The 16,949-nt window shown below is 47.5% G+C and carries 16 protein-coding genes; 7 read left to right on the forward strand and 9 right to left on the reverse strand.

All coding sequences use genetic code 11. From position 1 onward, the window contains the following. Positions 1–319: 319 nt before the first annotated feature. Entirely contained in the window at positions 320–1,147 is an 828-nt protein-coding gene (gene pssA, locus Q1A08_RS20905) for a CDP-diacylglycerol--serine O-phosphatidyltransferase (RefSeq protein WP_299776345.1), read from the reverse strand. A 158-nt stretch (positions 1,148–1,305) separates the two neighbouring features. Further along, positions 1,306–2,322, reverse strand: coding sequence for a ketol-acid reductoisomerase (ilvC, locus tag Q1A08_RS20910; RefSeq protein WP_299776346.1), 1,017 nt, complete (start codon positions 2,320–2,322; stop codon positions 1,306–1,308). 138 nt (positions 2,323–2,460) lie between these two features. Between ilvC and ilvY the strand changes: the two genes are divergently transcribed. Continuing rightward, positions 2,461–3,336 carry an HTH-type transcriptional activator IlvY gene (ilvY, locus tag Q1A08_RS20915; protein WP_299776347.1) on the forward strand — a complete coding sequence of 292 codons (876 nt, stop codon included), beginning with the start codon at positions 2,461–2,463 and terminating at the stop codon, positions 3,334–3,336. Positions 3,337–3,389: 53 nt separating this feature from the next. Here ilvY and acs read toward each other — a convergent pair whose 3' ends face one another. Continuing rightward, entirely contained in the window at positions 3,390–5,327 is a 1,938-nt protein-coding gene (gene acs / locus Q1A08_RS20920; RefSeq protein WP_299776348.1) for an acetate--CoA ligase, read from the reverse strand. 199 nt (positions 5,328–5,526) lie between these two features. On the opposite strand from acs, the gene Q1A08_RS20925 reads away from it, so the two are divergent. From Q1A08_RS20925 to Q1A08_RS20935, 3 genes are read left to right on the forward strand one after another with little or no spacing between them, the layout of a single operon-like run. After that, positions 5,527–5,976: a hypothetical protein gene (locus tag Q1A08_RS20925; protein ID WP_299776349.1), complete on the forward strand. Its 450-nt coding sequence runs from the start codon at positions 5,527–5,529 to the stop codon at positions 5,974–5,976. Positions 5,977–6,014: 38 nt separating this feature from the next. Continuing rightward, positions 6,015–6,695: a hypothetical protein gene (locus Q1A08_RS20930; protein WP_299776350.1), complete on the forward strand. Its 681-nt coding sequence runs from the start codon at positions 6,015–6,017 to the stop codon at positions 6,693–6,695. Between the two features lie 30 nt (positions 6,696–6,725). Then, complete coding sequence (locus Q1A08_RS20935) at positions 6,726–7,076, forward strand: thioredoxin family protein (protein WP_299776351.1); 351 nt, start codon at positions 6,726–6,728, stop codon at positions 7,074–7,076. A 34-nt stretch (positions 7,077–7,110) separates the two neighbouring features. Here the strand turns inward: Q1A08_RS20935 and panC are convergent, their stop codons facing one another. Further along, entirely contained in the window at positions 7,111–7,962 is an 852-nt protein-coding gene (gene panC / locus Q1A08_RS20940; RefSeq protein ID WP_299776352.1) for a pantoate--beta-alanine ligase, read from the reverse strand. 48 nt (positions 7,963–8,010) lie between these two features. Continuing rightward, positions 8,011–9,456 carry a replicative DNA helicase gene (gene dnaB / locus Q1A08_RS20945; RefSeq protein ID WP_299776353.1) on the reverse strand — a complete coding sequence of 482 codons (1,446 nt, stop codon included), beginning with the start codon at positions 9,454–9,456 and terminating at the stop codon, positions 8,011–8,013. A gap of 202 nt (positions 9,457–9,658) precedes the next feature. Between dnaB and Q1A08_RS20950 the strand changes: the two genes are divergently transcribed. Further along, entirely contained in the window at positions 9,659–11,347 is a 1,689-nt protein-coding gene (locus tag Q1A08_RS20950) for an Hsp70 family protein (protein WP_299776354.1), read from the forward strand. Further along, positions 11,271–12,995, forward strand: a complete 1,725-nt coding sequence (locus tag Q1A08_RS20955; protein ID WP_299776355.1) for an RDD family protein — start codon at positions 11,271–11,273, stop codon at positions 12,993–12,995. Before Q1A08_RS20950 ends, Q1A08_RS20955 begins: the two co-directional genes overlap by 77 nt. Positions 12,996–13,064: 69 nt before the next feature. Here the strand turns inward: Q1A08_RS20955 and rplI are convergent, their stop codons facing one another. Genes rplI through rpsF form a run of 4 tightly spaced genes read right to left on the reverse strand, consistent with a single transcriptional unit; the run spans position 13,065 to position 15,121 of the window. Continuing rightward, on the reverse strand, positions 13,065–13,511 hold the full coding sequence (gene rplI / locus Q1A08_RS20960) for a 50S ribosomal protein L9 (protein ID WP_299776356.1): 447 nt from the start codon (positions 13,509–13,511) through the stop codon (positions 13,065–13,067). Positions 13,512–13,551: 40 nt separating this feature from the next. Beyond that, positions 13,552–14,415, reverse strand: a complete 864-nt coding sequence (locus tag Q1A08_RS20965; protein ID WP_299776357.1) for a hypothetical protein — start codon at positions 14,413–14,415, stop codon at positions 13,552–13,554. An 8-nt stretch (positions 14,416–14,423) separates the two neighbouring features. Beyond that, positions 14,424–14,651 carry a 30S ribosomal protein S18 gene (rpsR, locus tag Q1A08_RS20970; RefSeq protein WP_299776358.1) on the reverse strand — a complete coding sequence of 76 codons (228 nt, stop codon included), beginning with the start codon at positions 14,649–14,651 and terminating at the stop codon, positions 14,424–14,426. A gap of 14 nt (positions 14,652–14,665) precedes the next feature. After that, on the reverse strand, positions 14,666–15,121 hold the full coding sequence (rpsF, locus tag Q1A08_RS20975) for a 30S ribosomal protein S6 (protein WP_299776359.1): 456 nt from the start codon (positions 15,119–15,121) through the stop codon (positions 14,666–14,668). Positions 15,122–15,398: 277 nt separating this feature from the next. Here rpsF and Q1A08_RS20980 point away from each other — a divergent pair, with 277 nt between their 5' ends. Continuing rightward, positions 15,399–16,766 (forward strand): serine hydrolase, encoded by a 1,368-nt coding sequence (locus Q1A08_RS20980; RefSeq protein ID WP_299776360.1) that lies wholly within the window; start codon positions 15,399–15,401, stop codon positions 16,764–16,766. The last annotated feature ends 183 nt before the right edge of the window (positions 16,767–16,949 follow it).

The raw sequence follows: 16,949 nt of genomic DNA on the forward strand, positions 1-16,949 counted from the left end.
TTTCAAGTGTTTAACGTTGTTTTGGAAACTCGCTAAACCTTGTAACACTTGCCTGAAAAACCGCCTCATCAGCTTTGCTTTTCTGCTCTTCCCCGTCAGGAGAGGCGCGCATTATACGCAGCATCGAAACCTTGGCAAGCCCTTTTTGAAGTTTTTTTACAAAAATATTTAAAGACGCTTAAATTTGCATGAAAGCTGTTAATCGAGCCTTCTTTTACTTCTGGGATATCCAACGAGAAAGGCCGCCTTCCGGCGGCCTTGTTCCGACAGGAGCCTATAAACATAGACCACCTATTAGGGAAATCAAATAACTAAAGAACTAATTTTCTTCTACCGGGCGAAACAAACGCCAGCACCACAATACCGGTCCAGATAAACCGTAGATACCAAAGATCACTAGCAACATTGTAGAGGGCGCACTACTCACAACAGCAAAACCAATGACCACCGCCAGCATTACTACAAAAGGAACACGGCCACGAAGATCGATACCTTTAAAGCTGCTGTACTTAACATTGGATACCATCAGCAAACCAGCAAAGATGGTCACGATCGCCACCAGCATAGCAAGCTCGGTAGATAGCAACACATCATTCCACTGCCAAACTATGCCAGCCACTATCGCCGCCGCGGCTGGGCTCGCCAAGCCGACAAAGTAACGCTTATCGACTACATCCACTTGGGTATTAAAGCGCGCCAGGCGAAGTGCCGCACAAGCAGCGTAGGTAAACGCAGCCGTCCAACCAAATTTTCCTAGCTCAGCGAAGCCCCAAGAGAACACCACCATGGCCGGTGCCAAGCCGAACGAAACCATGTCGGATAAAGAATCATACTGCACGCCAAACTCAGAAGCGGTATTGGTCATGCGTGCCACACGGCCATCTAGCCCATCAAGAATCATAGCCACAAAAATCGCAATAGCGGCTGACTCAAAGTTTTGATGCATGCCAGCAATAATGGCGTAGAAACCGCTGAATAGCGCACCCGTGGTAATTAGGTTGGGAAGCAGGTATACCCCGCGGTGCACCACTTTTTGGCCATTCTCGGCCACTTCTTCCACATGCTCATCGATAGGCAATAGATTTTCCAGGCTTTTATCCTCGCCTGAATTGTCTTTATTGTTATCTTGGTTTTCTGGTTGATTCATATAAATCCTAGAACAATACCGTTGTAGAGCCGCATCATACTGGGGCGGCGCGGCAATGACCAGAACCAAAAAGCCCCGGCGTTAGCCAGGGCTTAGAGGACCACCGATAAAGGGGGCTATTGCTACAGTGCTTATAATTCTGCCTCTAGGGCTGCACCTTAGTTTTTGGTTTTATCGATGATCTTGTTGGACTCAATCCAAGGCATCATGGCGCGCAACTCAGCACCTACCTTCTCGATTGGGTGGGCCGCATTATTACGACGACGCGCAGTCATAGATGGGTAGTTAGTCTGACCTTCAGCAATAAACATCTTGGCATACTCACCATCCTGGATACGCTTAAGGGCATTACGCATAGCCTGACGAGACTCTTCGTTAATAACCTCAGGACCAGTCACGTACTCACCATACTCAGCATTGTTTGAAATGGAGTAGTTCATGTTGGCGATACCGCCTTCGTACATCAGGTCAACAATCAACTTCAACTCGTGCAAACACTCGAAGTAAGCCATTTCTGGCGCATAGCCTGCTTCAGTCAGAGTTTCAAAGCCAGCCTTAACCAACTCAACCGCGCCACCACACAATACAGCCTGCTCACCGAACAAATCAGTTTCAGTCTCGTCTTTAAAGGTAGTTTCGATAATACCCGAGCGACCACCACCTACGCCCATAGCGTAAGAAAGCGCAACCTCTTTAGCCTTGCCAGAAGCATCCTGATAGATTGCAATCAGATCGGGAATACCACCACCATTAACAAACTCGTTACGAACTGTATGACCCGGTGCCTTAGGCGCAATCATGATTACATCTAGATCTGCACGCGGAACAACTTGGTTGTAGTGAATCGCAAAGCCGTGAGCAAAAGCCAAAGTAGCGCCCTGCTTAATGTTTGGCTCGATTTCCTCGGCGTACAACTGACCCTGGAATTCATCTGGAGTTAGGATCATTACAACATCTGCAGAAGCAACAGCTTCAGCAACTTCAGTTACCTTAAGGCCGTGAGCCTCAGCTTTCGCAACAGAAGAAGAACCAGCACGCAGACCAACAGTCACATCCACGCCAGAGTCTTTCAAGTTACATGCATGCGCATGACCCTGCGAGCCGTAACCAATGATAGAAACCTTCTTACCTTGGATGATAGAAAGATCGCAATCCTTATCGTAATAAACCTGCATTTTGTACTCCAAAAATTCTATTAGCTGGCTCAGTGCCATACTTTAACGAGGTGAATACTAGCCATTTAAATGCGTTGCGTAAAATGATATATTTGCAAGATAACATCCCACATTTTGCAACATGGAATATCTGCGCCGATGGATAGCAAAAGCCTTAAGCTATTTTTACACCTAGCCCAAAGCCTGCACTTTAGTCGCACCGCCGAAGCTATGAACCTAAGCCCCTCCGCCCTAAGCAGACAAATTCAGCAACTGGAAGAACGCTTGGAGTGCAAACTGTTTGAGCGAGACAATCGCCAAGTACAACTCACCCCTCAAGGACGCAAACTGCAGAGCTATGCCCGCGAATCATTAGAGCAATGGGAAACTTTTCGCCAAGACCTAAATGCCAGCGACGGAGAACTAAGTGGCAGTGTCAGCCTCTATTGCTCTGTCACCGCCAGTTATAGCCTTCTCTACCAAATATTAAAACGCTTCAGGCAAGAACATCCCAAGGTCGAGATCAACCTACACACCGGAGATCCGGCCGACGCTATTCGCAGAGTGCTAGGAGGCCATGAAGATTTGTGCATTACCGCCAAGCCCGAAAAGTTAAGCAAGGAGCTAAGTTTTCACAGTATGGTTCACTCACCACTGCTATGCTTGCAAGCTAAGAAGGCCAGCATTCCCACCCCCAAGAACGATAAAGACTGGGCGGAAGTTCCATTGATCATTCCTGAAACAGGCCTTACTCGAGAAAGGCTCGACGCCTGGTTTCAGAAGAAAAAGCTCAAACCCAATATATACGCCCAAGTCAGCGGTCATGAAGCCATTGTAAGCATGGTAGCGCTCGATCTTGGTTTAGGCTTTGCCCCACAAATCGTAGTGGACAACAGCCCGCAGGCGAAACAGGTTAAGCTGGTAGAAAAAGCTCTGCCACTTGGGGATTACGATGTTGGGATTTGTACGCGCAGCAAACGCTTAGAAAAAGATAGGATTATTGCGGCATTTTGGGAGTTGCTTGGGGAGCATTGAGACTGTGCCTGCGGCAGGGGTCAGAACCCTTGGGTTCTGACCCTGACTTGCACTTATTTATTGAGTCGATTATCAATTAGCTGATCGACTACAGAAGGATCTGCCAAGGTTGAAGTATCACCTAGGTTTTCCAACTCATTCGCAGCAACCTTACGCAAAATTCGACGCATAATTTTACCCGAACGCGTTTTCGGCAAGCCTGGCGCCCACTGAATTAAATCTGGCTTAGCAATTGGCCCAATCTCTTGATTACAAAGACCAACCAACTCCTTCTTCAATTCATCAGAAGGCTCTTCGCCATCCATCAAGGTGACATAGCAGTAAATACCCTGCCCCTTAATATCGTGAGGGTAACCAACAACGGCTGCTTCGGCCACTTGAGCATGCAAGCCAAGTGCTGATTCAATTTCCGCAGTCCCCATACGGTGACCAGAAACATTTAGCACATCATCAACACGTCCAGTAATCCAGTAGTAGCCATCCTCATCGCGACGAGCGCCGTCACCAGTAAAGTAATAGCCAGGGTAAGTGCTGTAATAGGTATCAATACAACGCTGATGATCACCGTATACAGAGCGAATCTGACCAGGCCAAGATGCTTTGATCGCCAAGCTTCCCTCGCCCGCACCTTCCATCTCTTTACCTTCTGCATCAAGCAGCACAGGCTCTACACCAAAGAAAGGCAAGGTCGCCGAACCTGGCTTTAACTCAGTTGCACCAGGTAATGGCGTTAACATGTGACCACCAGTTTCTGTCTGCCACCAAGTATCAACAATTGGGCAACGGCCTTCACCAATCACGCGGTGATACCACTCCCAAGCCTCAGGATTAATTGGCTCGCCAACTGTACCTAATAAACGCAAAGAAGAACGGTTGGAGCGCTTAACAAACTCATCACCTGCACCCATCAAGGCACGGATAGCCGTTGGCGCGGTATAGAAAGTATTTACTTGGTGTTTATCAACAATATCCCAAAAACGACCAGCATCTGGATAAGTCGGCACACCTTCAAACATCAAAGTAATGGCACCATTGGTGAGCGGGCCATACACAATATAACTGTGGCCCGTTACCCAACCCACATCAGCCGTACACCAGTAAACCTCACCAGCTTGGTAGTCAAAGGTGTATTTATGGGTCATCGCCGTATGCAGTAGATAGCCGCCCGTGGTGTGCATCACCCCTTTTGGCTTGCCGGTTGAGCCGGAGGTATACAGAATAAACAACGGGTCTTCAGCCTTCATCGGCTCAGGGTCACAATGCTCATCAGCCGCTGGAACCGCTACGTGGTACCAAACATCACGCTCTTCGTTCCAATCGATTCGACCACCGGTGCGTTTAACCACCAAGCAAGTGTGAACATCAGGACAACTTTCAAGAGCGCGATCAGCATTGTATTTTAGCGGGACAGCTTTACCACCACGTACGCCCTCATCGGCGGTAATTAAAACCTGGCAGTCAGAGTCTAAAATACGATCTTTAAGAGCATCAGGTGAAAAGCCACCAAACACCACCGAATGAACTGCACCGATGCGAGCACAAGCCAACATAGCGTATGCGGCCTCGACGATCATCGGCATATAAATACAAACTCGATCGCCCTTTTTAACACCGCGAGCTTTTAGCGCATTGGCCAACTTACACACATGCTCATGCAGATTGCGATAGGTGATAGTTTTAGTGTCGTAAGGGTTATCCCCCTCCCAAATAATCGCAGGCTCATCGGCTTTATCGGCCAAATGACGATCAATACAGTTGGTAGTGACGTTTAAAACGCCATCTTCAAACCACTTGGCCTCACCCTGATGAAAATCAAAATCGCGTACTTTGGTGAAGGATTTATCCCAGCTCAGAAACTCATGAGCTTTTACTGTCCAGAACGCTTCCGGCTGCTCGATAGACTGTTGATACATGGCCTCATAGCGCTCTTTGTCGATATGAGCGTTGGCAGCCAGGGCCTTGGGCACTGGGTAGATATGGGATTCTGACATGGATACTCCTCCATCATCGCTGTAGTTATAAATTAATATGCCTCTTATCATAGCGATTACAGCGCGTTTGCCTAGTTCGACAAACGTCGAAAGCGGACCGCCCCCCAGGCAGCCAAAAGCCAACGCCCGATGATTGGCTATACTTTTAGGCCTACAAACAACACAGCCACTCAATACAGCCACCTAATATAGGCCCAATATGAGACTCATCTTTGCCATCGGTTTTTTCCTCGCTTGGACAAGCCTAATCGCCGCCCTTAGCGGAGGTCTTGGAGGCTTTATCAATGTGCCTTCCGCCGCCTTTTTAATTCCAATCGTTTTGTGTCTTGCCTTAGCCTCCACTAGCAAACAAGCCTTAATGGACAGCTGCCAGTTATGTTTTAAGGGCCAAGCCATTGAAGACCCGAAACGTACCCAGCAAGCGCGATTGTTTTTACAAGTTGCCGCCAAACAAAGCCTACTGATTGGCGCTTTAGGAGTACTAATTGGTTGGTGCGCCATGGCGGCTGGCATTGAAGACTGGAGCAATTTTGAACCCGCCTTCGGCATAAGCTTACTTACCTTGGTTTATGGCGTTATGATGAAGGCCATATTTGATATTGCCGATAAACGCATCGAGGGCCGCTTTTGCAATCAAGGCATTAGCTGATGTCCTAAACGCAAAACGCACACTGCCAAGGACAGCAAATGCACTTTAAACAAGTAGCAAATAAATTACGACAAAATGGCGTAAGCCTGGCTGCCACGATTTTAGTCATGTTACTCACAGGCTGCAGCAGCCACACTATCCACTTATTTGGGGACAAAAAAGATCTGCACGAAGAGCTGCAAAGCAAAAGTGGATTCAAAGTTATTGCTCGCAGCAATGAGAGCGCCAAAGCCTTTACTCAAAACACCTTGATAAGCCCTAGCGATTTAAAACAACAAGAGCTGCAAAGCTTAATAGAACTACTCAAGCAACAAGGAGTAGAAATCGACCATATAGCCTACGGCAGTTATCGTAATCACAGCTATCAAAACGGAAATATTGGTTTGTATCTCGCGAACGATCACGGCAGCCATCGCTTAGATATACCCACAGCAGAGATAGAGCAGGTAGATTTCACTGGCCAATATCAATCTATAAACTGCCAAGACAGCTGGCAACTGGAGCTAAAGGGCAATCGCCGATGGCAGGTAACACATAAGGGGCTAATAACTAATGGCCACTGGCGCAGCAAGGGGCACACGTTAATATTGCTACTCCCCGACTCTAGAATAAGGTTTGATGGCCACCCCAACAAAAAGCATAATAACGTCCTACAACTGATCCCCATAGATCATGAAAAATTACCCTGGCGCTGCCAATATCGAAAGCAAAGTTCATAACAGCAAGCGCCACATTGAGCAAAAGACATCATGACCATCCAAGAACTAGAACAACTTTGGCAAAAGGAAATCGCCGAGCAGCAAGAAAAATACCGCGATATAGATTTAAACCTTAGCGACGTAAAAGTGGAACTTCACAACGCCACATGGTGCCCCGACTGCGTACGGGAATGTTCTGAACTGCTGGCGATAAAAGCTGCCTTAGGAAGTAAAGCCCCAAAGGTTTCGCTAATCAGCTATGAAGATAAAGAACACTACATGAGCAACAAGGCGAGCTTAGACATTAACTGCCTGCCGACTATAGTCTTTACGCGAGGCGAGCAAGAATTTGCCCGTATAGAAGAAGACTCACAAGGAAAGACATTAGGGCTAATCTCTTAAAACAATCTTAACCCTAACACCGGATAATGTTTCTTTAACTTAAACTTAGAGAAACATTATCAATCAAACGAGCACCTTCAGTGTACATAGCACCCAAGATGGTAATTTCCATATCATCCACAGCAGCCATTTCCAAATCTTTGCTATTACAGATATTAAAATAGTCGATTCTAAAGCCTGCGCCCTGGATCAGCTCGCGCGCTTCGGCCTGCAGCTTAGAGTAATCTCTCTCACCAGATTTTATAGCATCAGCGGTAGCATTTAGCGCTTTGTTTAAAACATGCACTTTGGGGCGCTCTTCTTCGGTAATAAAGCCGTTGCGCGAACTCATCGCCAAGCCATCTTTTTCACGATGGATAGGCGCTGCCGTAATTTCGATATCCATACAAAGATCTTCAACCATACGACGAATAATCGCCAGCTGCTGATAATCCTTAATGCCAAACACTGCCTCGTCAGGCTCAACAATATGAAACAGCTTGGTAACAACCGTGGTTACGCCTTCAAAGTGGCCTGGGCGGCTCGCACCACACAGCACATCAGTCATGGTTGGGCAGATAACACGGGTTTGGTTTTCCAAACCGTTGGGGTACATCTCATTATCATCGGGATGAAAAAGAAAATCACAGCCTACACTGCGCAATTTATCGCAGTCATCATGAAAGGTACGCGGGTACTTATCCCAATCTTCATTCAGACCAAATTGCAGGCCGTTTACAAAAATCGAGCACACTACGATATCGCAAGTTTTTTTCGCGGTTCGCACTAGCTCCAAATGGGCATCGTGTAGATTACCCATAGTTGGCACAAAGCCAATGCGTTTACCTGCCAAACGTTCTGCCTTCAAGGATTGACGAAGGGTTTTAATATGATGAAAAACTTGCATGTAACCGTCTCTGCTATGCGCGCAGCCTTGCAGCTGCACAGGCTAAAATTAATAACCCGGGTCCTGCTGGTTGTAATACTCAGGAGCCAAATTTTCAAAGCGCGTAAATTTACCCACAAAGGCGGCCTTGGAGGTACCTACCTCACCATTACGCTGCTTGCCCACAATTAATTCCGCGATGCCTTTATCGGGGCTATCTTCGTTGTAATATTCATCGCGATAAATAAATAGGATGACATCCGCATCCTGCTCGATCGCACCCGATTCACGCAAGTCCGAGTTCATCGGGCGTTTATTGGGACGCTGCTCCACACCACGGTTAAGCTGTGAGAGCGCAATAACCGGACAGCTAAATTCTTTGGCGATAGCTTTTAATGAGCGGGAGATTTCAGAAATTTCTTGGGTTCGACCTTCAGTGCTGCCTGGCACCTGCATTAGCTGCAAATAGTCAATCATGATCATGCCCGGAAGACTTTGCGCTTCGGCGTCTTCAATGCTCATATTGGGGTTTTCCGTAAGCAGGCGGTTTTGATGGCTACGCGCCACCTTCCGAGCACGCGCCCTCACTTCTTGCGGACTAAGGCCAGGGGTATCATCAATATAAAGAGGACGACCTTTGATCTTTGCCACTGCGGCCGACAGTTTTGGCCAATCTTCTTCGGTAAGCTGACCGTTACGAATTTTGCCCTGATCAATACGCCCAATGGATGACAACATACGCATCATCAAGGCATCAGCTGGCATTTCCATACTATAAACAAGGCTTGGCCGCTCTTGGGTCATCATCGCCGCTTCAACAAAGTTGAGCGCCAGCGCTGTTTTACCCATTGAAGGACGTGCCGCTAAAACAATCATCTCACCCGGCTGCCAACCAGAGGTACGCTGATCCAGCTCATCAATACCCGTTGATAAACCGGTGATATCGCTATCGGAGCGAAACAGAGTATCGATTTTTTCTACGGTGACCTTAAGCAGGTCATTGGCACCAATAAAGCCACCTTCTTTCGGGCGCTCTTCAGCGATCTGCGCGACTTTGCGCTCGGCCATCTGCAGCAGGTCATCGGAGTCCATGCCGGCCGGCGCCATACTGTTACGGGAGATCTCGCCAGCAGCATTGATTAACTGTCGTAGAGTAGAACGCTCGCGAACGATTTGAGCATAAGCGCCAACGTTCGCAGCACTGGCCGTTTGATCAACCAGCTCGGTTAGGAAATGTAGGCCACCGCAGCGCTCTAACTCATCATAACGATCAAGCTCTTCGGCTACAGTGATGATATCTAGGGGCTTTTCGGCCGCAATCAACTCGGCCATGCGCTTGTACACTAGCTGGTGTACTTCGCTATAGAAGTCTTTCTCGCTCAGCGCCTCTGCAACAGCGTCATACTTCAAGCTATCGAGCATCAGGCCGCCCAATACGGCACGCTCTGACTCTAGCGAGTGAGGCATTTCTACCTGAATTTCCTTATCCGCTGTATTTGAGTAATTATCTGACATGCACAATGCCCCGATTGGCGACCTGATAAACCAAGAAAATAGCCGCACAGTTTAGTAAAAAGCAGCGCCCCTTACCAGCCGAAGCACTTCGCAGAGCCTACTTTTTAACCAGCGCCACGATTCAAAATTCAATACTGATATTTGACAGGCCTCTAGGGTATTATCTTGCAGCCAAAGTTAATGCGAAGAAAAGGGAGTATTTATGGCTTTGTTAGGGATAGACCTCGGAACCACCAATAGTGCATGCGCTATTTGGACAGAAGACGGACCAAAACTGGTGCCCAACCGCCTAGGAGCATTTCTGACACCTTCGGTCGTGCACATTGAAAGTTCCAAGCTAAGTGTTGGCGAAGTGGCAAAAGCACAACTATACAACCAACCCAAAGCAACCATCGCAAACTTCAAGCGCTTGATGGGCAGTAATCAGTTAAGCAAAATTGAAAATAAAAAGCTGTCTCCTGCGGAGCTGTCCGCCCTTGTACTTAGGAGCCTAAAAGAAGATGCTGAGGTCGCCACTGGGCAAACCATTACCGAAGCCATTATTAGCGTACCGGCTTACTTCAATGACAGCCAACGCATAGCGACCAAACAAGCAGGCGAACTAGCTGGCCTAAAAGTCAAAAGGCTCATCAACGAACCAACGGCGGCAGCTCTTGCCTTCGGACTACATGAGAAACCCGAAGGTTATTTTCTAATTTTAGACTTGGGCGGCGGCACCTTTGATGTAACGCTTATTGAGTACTATGACGGCATTATGGAAGTGCACGCCTCTGCTGGAGACAACTATTTAGGTGGCGAAGATTTTTTGCAGGCCTTAGTAAAAAAAGCCCTTTGGGATCACGAGCTAGCTATCGAAAAAATAGACCCTAGCGAACTTGAAAAAATACGCCTACAATTCGAAGCGGCTAAACGCCAAACGGGGCCAAACCTCAAAGAAATCATTAGCTTTGAAGTTAAAGGCAAGCACTATCAAATCAACTACGATAGTGATTGGTTTAACGCCGCTTGCGCGCACCTTTTACTCAAAGCCCAGCGACCTATTCGCCAAGCACTCAATGATGCCAACTTAGCACCGCAAAAACTGGATGAAATTATTTTAGTTGGAGGATCAAGCCGGCTGCACCCCTTTCGCTCTATGGTGAGCAAGCTACTCGGCCGCTTACCGTCAAGCCAGATAGATCCAGACACCGCAATTGCTCTAGGCACTGCCGTGCAAGCGGGCCTAGCTGCCAAAGACAAAGCCCTCGATGATTTTGTACTTACTGATGTCTCCCCCTACACCCTCGGCATCGACATTCTTAATCAAGATGCACCACACAAAGGTAGTTACTTTTTACCTATTATTGAGCGCAACACGACAATTCCAACTAGCCGGGTGCAAACTGTCTACACCGCTCATGACAAGCAAAAACAGATTGAAGTGAACATATTTCAAGGGGAAAACCCTTACGTCAGCAACAATATTCACATTGGTAAACTCAACGTATCGGTACCAGCCGCTCCAGCAGGGGAAGAAGCCATTGATGTGCGACTCACCCACGACAGTAGCGGCATCATTGAAGCCGATGTACAGGTACACAGCAGCGGCAAAAAGGTATCTACAGTGATCGAACAGTCGGCCAATCACTTATCTGAAAAAGAGGTACAAGAAGTTATTAGTAAAATCCAGGCCCTTAAGTTTCACCCCCGAGACAATGAAGCAAATCGCGAACTTCAAGCAAAAGCAGAAATGACCTACAGCTCCTCCCTCGGTGAAGCACGCGAATATATCAAGCAGCATCTAGGGCAGTTTCAAGCAGCTTTAGAAGCTCAAGATGAAAGAAATATCGCCAGCGCTAAAGAAGAGCTTGAAAAGCTACTGGAATTTATCGAAGAACAGGAATGGACTTAATCGAGTGGACATCTTTAAGCTACCCGAAGGACACAATGAGCGTGATATTAAAAGGGCCTACGCGAAAGCTCTAAAAACAATTGACGTCGACAAAAACCCCGAGCAATTTCAACAATTGCATCAGGCTTACAAACAAGCACTATTTGATTTTGAGAAAGACCAGCTCAATGAATTAGAAGGGCAAACAAAGCAAAGCATTCCTAATTCTGTCGACTCCGACAGCTTAAACGCTGTTCTAGCAATGGATCATAAGCTTGCCGAGGGCACAGCCTGGGAGATGGACGAGAGCAATAACGAGCAATGGCTCGATCATGACTCTTTAACAAACACTCCACCTAATGAAAGCTTCGACCAGTCTGAAACTACAACAGAAACATCTGATAATGCGGTACAGACACAGCAACTAGCCAAACTCGAAGAGCAGCTAGAACAACTACTAGCACAGCCAAACCAGTGCATAAAACTTCAAGCGTGGCTATTTCTCAATGAATTTCCCGAGCTAACTGATTATGATTTTTGGCTGGAAGCAAGCCAAATTGTTTACGACAAAATTGCTTTTTCACAATCACCTGACTACAAGGGGAAAAAGCCAGACCTTAGCCGTGAAGTATTGGCGTTTATCGACTCGATTTTTAATTGGTTTGAATATTTAGCCGATCCAGAAGAGCCCGCATACAACCATCACCAGTGTTTATATAATCGAGTACAAGAATTGCATGGCATTTTGCCACCGAGTACAGAAATCAGAACAGATAACAGCAAAACTGACGGGTTCCAAATTCCTCTGCCGGGTATATGTGCGCTAGCACTCGACATTTCAATTGTCATTTCTTTAATTGAAGTGCTAAAGAGTTTAACATCGCAGAACGCACTCAACTCTCTCTTCAGCGGTATTTACATACCTTTACTAGGACTCGTTTATTACCTGACCTTCCTAAGCAGCCCCCTCCAAGGAACCCCTGGCCAATTCATCAACAACATCAGAGTAACTAGATATGACGGACAAGCTCTCAGTTTTTTAGATTGCCTACGGCGTAGCTCAATCCTAATCATCATAACTGCATTCACTATTTACACAAACTGGATTTATTTGGATTTTTATAGCGGCCCTATAAGCTGGTCAATTATGTTCATCCCCATGATCACCATCGGCAGTTGGTATTATTTAAAAAATACAAAGCTTACTGAACGGATCGAAAAAAATGGTATTTTTGAGAAAGATGTTCTTTCGACATCTATTTTTGCCACAGCGATCGATTGGGTTCTCATCTTATTGCTCATGGTCGGAATACAAGAAGTGTTTGCATACCCCGCAATACTAGCCCTCGAAGGCAAGCACGGTTTCACGCTGCATTTATTTTATTATGTAATCTGCCTAAGCAGCCCACTTAACGGAACCCTCGGCCACCTTTTTCTCAAGGTCAAAGTTGTCAATCGAGACACTCAGAAGCCTAACGTGAAAGAAGTTATTGAACGCAGCTCGGGGCTTATTTGCTGGACAGCCTGCTCTCATCTAAGTCTGCTTATGACAGCAGAGCAACAAGACCTATTCAAGGGCCAACTAAACATACTTATATCCATACTGTGCTTTTTTATTTGGAAACACTTCAACCAAAGTCATTTAGCTAGCAGGCAATTGAAACTCTAGCAGCACGCATAAAAAAACCGCCACACCCTTACAGCGCGGCGGTTTTTTAGCTTTGCTAAGCGTTAAACCTTATTCAGGGATAACGTTAAGAGCAACAGCTACGGTTACTTCAGCGTGTAGCTGGATATCAATCTGATATTCACCTACTTCACGCAGAACACCTTCTGGCAATTTAACTTCAGACTTGGCAACTTCTACGCCAGTCTTAGTGATTGCATCAGCGATGTCACGAGTACCGATAGAACCGAATAGCTTACCTTCGTCACCAGCATTGGCTTCGATAGTTACAGTCAAATCGGTCAACTTCTCACCGCGAGCCTCTGCGGCTGCTTTCTTCTCAGCGGCAGCAGCTTCCAAATCAGCGCGACGCGCTTCGAAGTCTGCAACGTTTTCTTTAGTTGCAGGTACAGCTTTACCTTGTGGTACTAGGTAGTTACGACCGAAACCAGCTTTCACTACAACGCGATCGCCGATACCGCCTAGCTTACCTACTTTCTCGAGTAGAATAACTTCCATCTCGTTAACCCTCTTGTGTTAGGTGGGCCTGTCTGCAGCCTTAGCTGCTTTGGGACAAGCGCCCACGAAAATCAATCCACGAATCCAGAACCGCCAGTAGCGTTAATAGCATTGCCACAGGGCTTGCAAAAATTAGTGCTAAATACATCAGCACCAACCACTGCGTTCCCATCTGCCGCTGTTTTACTACAAAGTGCACAATGGCAATACCTTGTAGTAATAAAGGAAAACCGAATAAGCTTGCCCAAATAGCGTAGTCACTACCCTGGCTAAAACAGTACAAAGCCGAAACGAAGCAGATCAACACACTGCTCATATTCAGCCTTAGCTGACGAAACTCCTCACCGAAACCACCTGGGTTATACAGCGTGGACTGCCACCAGCGCGCCAGAATTAAACTGGCGATACTGCTGAGCGCCAACACATAGGCAATTAGGCCTAAGGCGAAACGCTCTCCAGGAACCGGCAACTGAGCAGCTTGCTCACCCTGCTTGGCCTGGGCTTCAATTTCCTTAAACAGATCTCCTAAAATCTCCACCAAACCCTCAACCGGGGCTGGGACTACCTGCCCTAAAAGCAAGCTGCCTGCGGAGCTTAGGGCCACCATTGCCATAATGGCAGCACCCCAAGAGATACTACGGCGCAAAACTAGCGCGACTGCAAACACTAACAACAGACTCAGCATGGTGATCAAAGCCATTAATGGACCAAGATCGCTAGCAAAGAGTGCCAGTAGTGCCGGCAACATCGCCACCAACAATACAAATGTACCGTCGCTGACGCCCCGACGCAGAGTAACCAAAGCTACCGTAGCCGGGCTAATCAGTGGGAACCAACTCCCAATAAGGGCGGCCACTGACGCCTGCAAACGTCCTCGCATTATAAATTCAGCAAGGGCGCGCACAGGGCTTCTTATTCGTGACTGTCGGTGTAAGGCAGTAGAGCCAGGTAGCGGGCGCGCTTGATAGCGGAAGCCAGCTGACGCTGATACTTAGCCTTGGTACCAGTAATACGGCTTGGAACAATCTTGCCAGTCTCAGAGACATAGGCTTTCAAAGTATCCAAATCTTTGTAGTCGATCTGCTTAACGCCTTCAGCGCTAAAACGGCAGAACTTACGACGACGGAAAAAACGTGCCATGATCAGTCTCCTTATTATTCGCTAGCTGCTTCTTCGCTAGCGGCTTCTTCAGCTGCTGGCGCTTCGGCAGGTGCTTCTTGGGCTGGACGCTCTTCGCGACGCTCACCACGGTCACCACGATCACCACGTGGTTTACGCTCGCGTTGCTCTTTGTCAGCCTTAGCGATTGGAGATTCCTCGGTGATCGCCTCATCAGTGCGGATAACCAAGTTACGTAGAACGGCATCGTTGTAACGGAAGTTAGTAGTTAACTCTTCCAACGCTGCTTCGCCACACTCAACATTCATAAGAATGTAGTGAGCTTTGTGGATTTTGTTGATTGAGTAAGCCAACTGACGACGGCCCCAATCTTCCATGCGATGTACCTTACCACCATCAGCTTCGATAGCAGCGGTGTAGCGCTCGACCATGCCGGGCACCTGCTCGCTCTGATCTGGATGAACCAGAAATACAATTTCGTAATGACGCATATTTGCTCCTTACGGGTTAAGCCTCCCGTCAGACGTACCTTCAAGGCGCAGAGCGCATCTATGGAAAGTACCGCGGTAAGGCAAGGAGAGGCCATATTGCTTTTACCGGCGAACCGGAACCCCTGGCCAAAAATAAAGGGGCGCGCATTATATGCTTAGGCTGTATAAAGATCAAACATCTTTGTCTGTAACCGCCTGATGGACACTTGTTCTACAAGACCTAAGTGTTACCATCAGCAGCCTAATAACGCACAACAACCCCGAAAAGGATTCGACCATGCCAGCTTCCGGCCGCACTTGGGCCCGTTATATCGGCCTTGCGCTAATTGCCGCAATCATTGCCTTCTTTTTAGCCAACCCCAAAGCTTATAGCTATTTGCGCTACGGCCCCAAGGTCATTAATGGCCTAGGCGCCAAGCTGCTTTGCTCAGGCGTCTTTGTCGCCGGACGCGATGCCCAAGCAGTCTTCGAGGAAGATGTACTTACCTCTCATGCGCTAGCCCAATACAGCAGTTTTGACATCAACCAACAAACTGAAGAAGTTACGGTAAATAGCTACGGGCTGTTTACTCAAAAGGCTAAGTACAATCCAGATTTTGGCTGCAGCCTTTACCACAATGAAGCGCCAAGCTTTGGCGCCCCAGAAATCAGCCAGCAAACCGGCTTCCAGTGGGGTGAAGTTGAAGTAAACCAAGATATTCAGGGCATCCTTGATAGCATTATTGCCGAAAATAGCAGCAAGCCCCATATCGACAGTCGTGCTCTTATTGTCGCCAAGCAAGGCAAGATTATTGCCGAATCCTATGCGCCAGGTTACGACCAAAGCAGCCAGTTCTTATCTTGGTCGATGGCCAAAAGTATCACCTCCAGCTTGGTAGGTATTTGGCTAGAAGAAAACGGCCAAGACATTGATCAGCCCCCAGGCTTTAGCGAGTGGGAAAATGATGAACGTAAAAATATTCAGCTGCGCCATCTACTGAATATGGCTAGCGGACTTAAGTTTGATGAGAGTTATGAACCAGGTGACAACGCCACCCGCATGCTATTTTTTGAAGATAATATGGCGCACTACGCCCGCACTGCAGCTGCGGAAATTGAAGCCGCCCCAGGTGAAAAGTTTGTTTATTCCTCAGGCACCACCAATATCCTTTCCGGCTGGCTATTCGATAAATTAGGCGGCACAGAGAACTACTATCGCTTCGCCCAAGAAAAACTATTTTTACCCAGCGGCATAACAGGAGCGACCTACGAGCCTGATGCCAGCGGCAGCTTTGTAGGTAGCTCTTACCTTTATATGACTGCGCGCCAGTGGGCTAAGTTTGGCCAGCTGTATTTACAGCGAGGTAATTTAAACGGCCAGCAAATTATCCCTGAGCATTGGGTAGATTTTGTAAAAACCCCGATAAAAGCAGCGCCACGAGGTGAATATGGTGGGCAGTTTTGGCTAAACGCTGGCGCAGCCGACGATTCCAGCAAGCGCATGTTTAAAGATTTACCTAGCGATCTTTATTTGGCCTCAGGCCACAACGGCCAATACGTCGTTATCATCCCGTCACGCGAGCTGGTTATTGTTCGTCTAGGCTGGGCCAATGGCGAACGCTTCGATCTAAACGGACATTTCGCAAAAATCCTAGCGGCACTCTAATGCCCTGCATGAACAAAGGGGTCAGAACCCACGGGTTCTGACCCCGGCTCGAAGCCGCATCACCTAAATTCAGCCAATCCATCAATAAAAATCACCAAGCCACAGAGCCGCCCTACAAGTAGCCCCAAAACTAAAAACCAAGCACAAACTCAACGGCTAAAACCACATAAAGCCTAGAAACAA

Source organism: uncultured Pseudoteredinibacter sp., from assembly GCF_947500695.1.
Classification (GTDB): domain Bacteria; phylum Pseudomonadota; class Gammaproteobacteria; order Pseudomonadales; family Cellvibrionaceae; genus Pseudoteredinibacter.

Coding starts and splice junctions, on each gene's coding strand:
- Q1A08_RS20950 (WP_299776354.1), top strand. CDS start 9,659: ATGGCTTTGTTAGGGATAGACCTCGGAACCACCAATAGTGCATGCGCT.
- Q1A08_RS20935 (WP_299776351.1), top strand. CDS start 6,726: ATGACCATCCAAGAACTAGAACAACTTTGGCAAAAGGAAATCGCCGAG.
- Q1A08_RS20980 (WP_299776360.1), top strand. CDS start 15,399: ATGCCAGCTTCCGGCCGCACTTGGGCCCGTTATATCGGCCTTGCGCTA.
- panC (WP_299776352.1), bottom strand. CDS start 7,962: ATGCAAGTTTTTCATCATATTAAAACCCTTCGTCAATCCTTGAAGGCA.
- dnaB (WP_299776353.1), bottom strand. CDS start 9,456: ATGTCAGATAATTACTCAAATACAGCGGATAAGGAAATTCAGGTAGAA.
- Q1A08_RS20930 (WP_299776350.1), top strand. CDS start 6,015: ATGCACTTTAAACAAGTAGCAAATAAATTACGACAAAATGGCGTAAGC.
- Q1A08_RS20955 (WP_299776355.1), top strand. CDS start 11,271: ATGAAAGAAATATCGCCAGCGCTAAAGAAGAGCTTGAAAAGCTACTGG.
- Q1A08_RS20925 (WP_299776349.1), top strand. CDS start 5,527: ATGAGACTCATCTTTGCCATCGGTTTTTTCCTCGCTTGGACAAGCCTA.
- ilvC (WP_299776346.1), bottom strand. CDS start 2,322: ATGCAGGTTTATTACGATAAGGATTGCGATCTTTCTATCATCCAAGGT.
- acs (WP_299776348.1), bottom strand. CDS start 5,327: ATGTCAGAATCCCATATCTACCCAGTGCCCAAGGCCCTGGCTGCCAAC.
- rpsF (WP_299776359.1), bottom strand. CDS start 15,121: ATGCGTCATTACGAAATTGTATTTCTGGTTCATCCAGATCAGAGCGAG.
- pssA (WP_299776345.1), bottom strand. CDS start 1,147: ATGAATCAACCAGAAAACCAAGATAACAATAAAGACAATTCAGGCGAG.
- ilvY (WP_299776347.1), top strand. CDS start 2,461: ATGGATAGCAAAAGCCTTAAGCTATTTTTACACCTAGCCCAAAGCCTG.
- rpsR (WP_299776358.1), bottom strand. CDS start 14,651: ATGGCACGTTTTTTCCGTCGTCGTAAGTTCTGCCGTTTTAGCGCTGAA.
- rplI (WP_299776356.1), bottom strand. CDS start 13,511: ATGGAAGTTATTCTACTCGAGAAAGTAGGTAAGCTAGGCGGTATCGGC.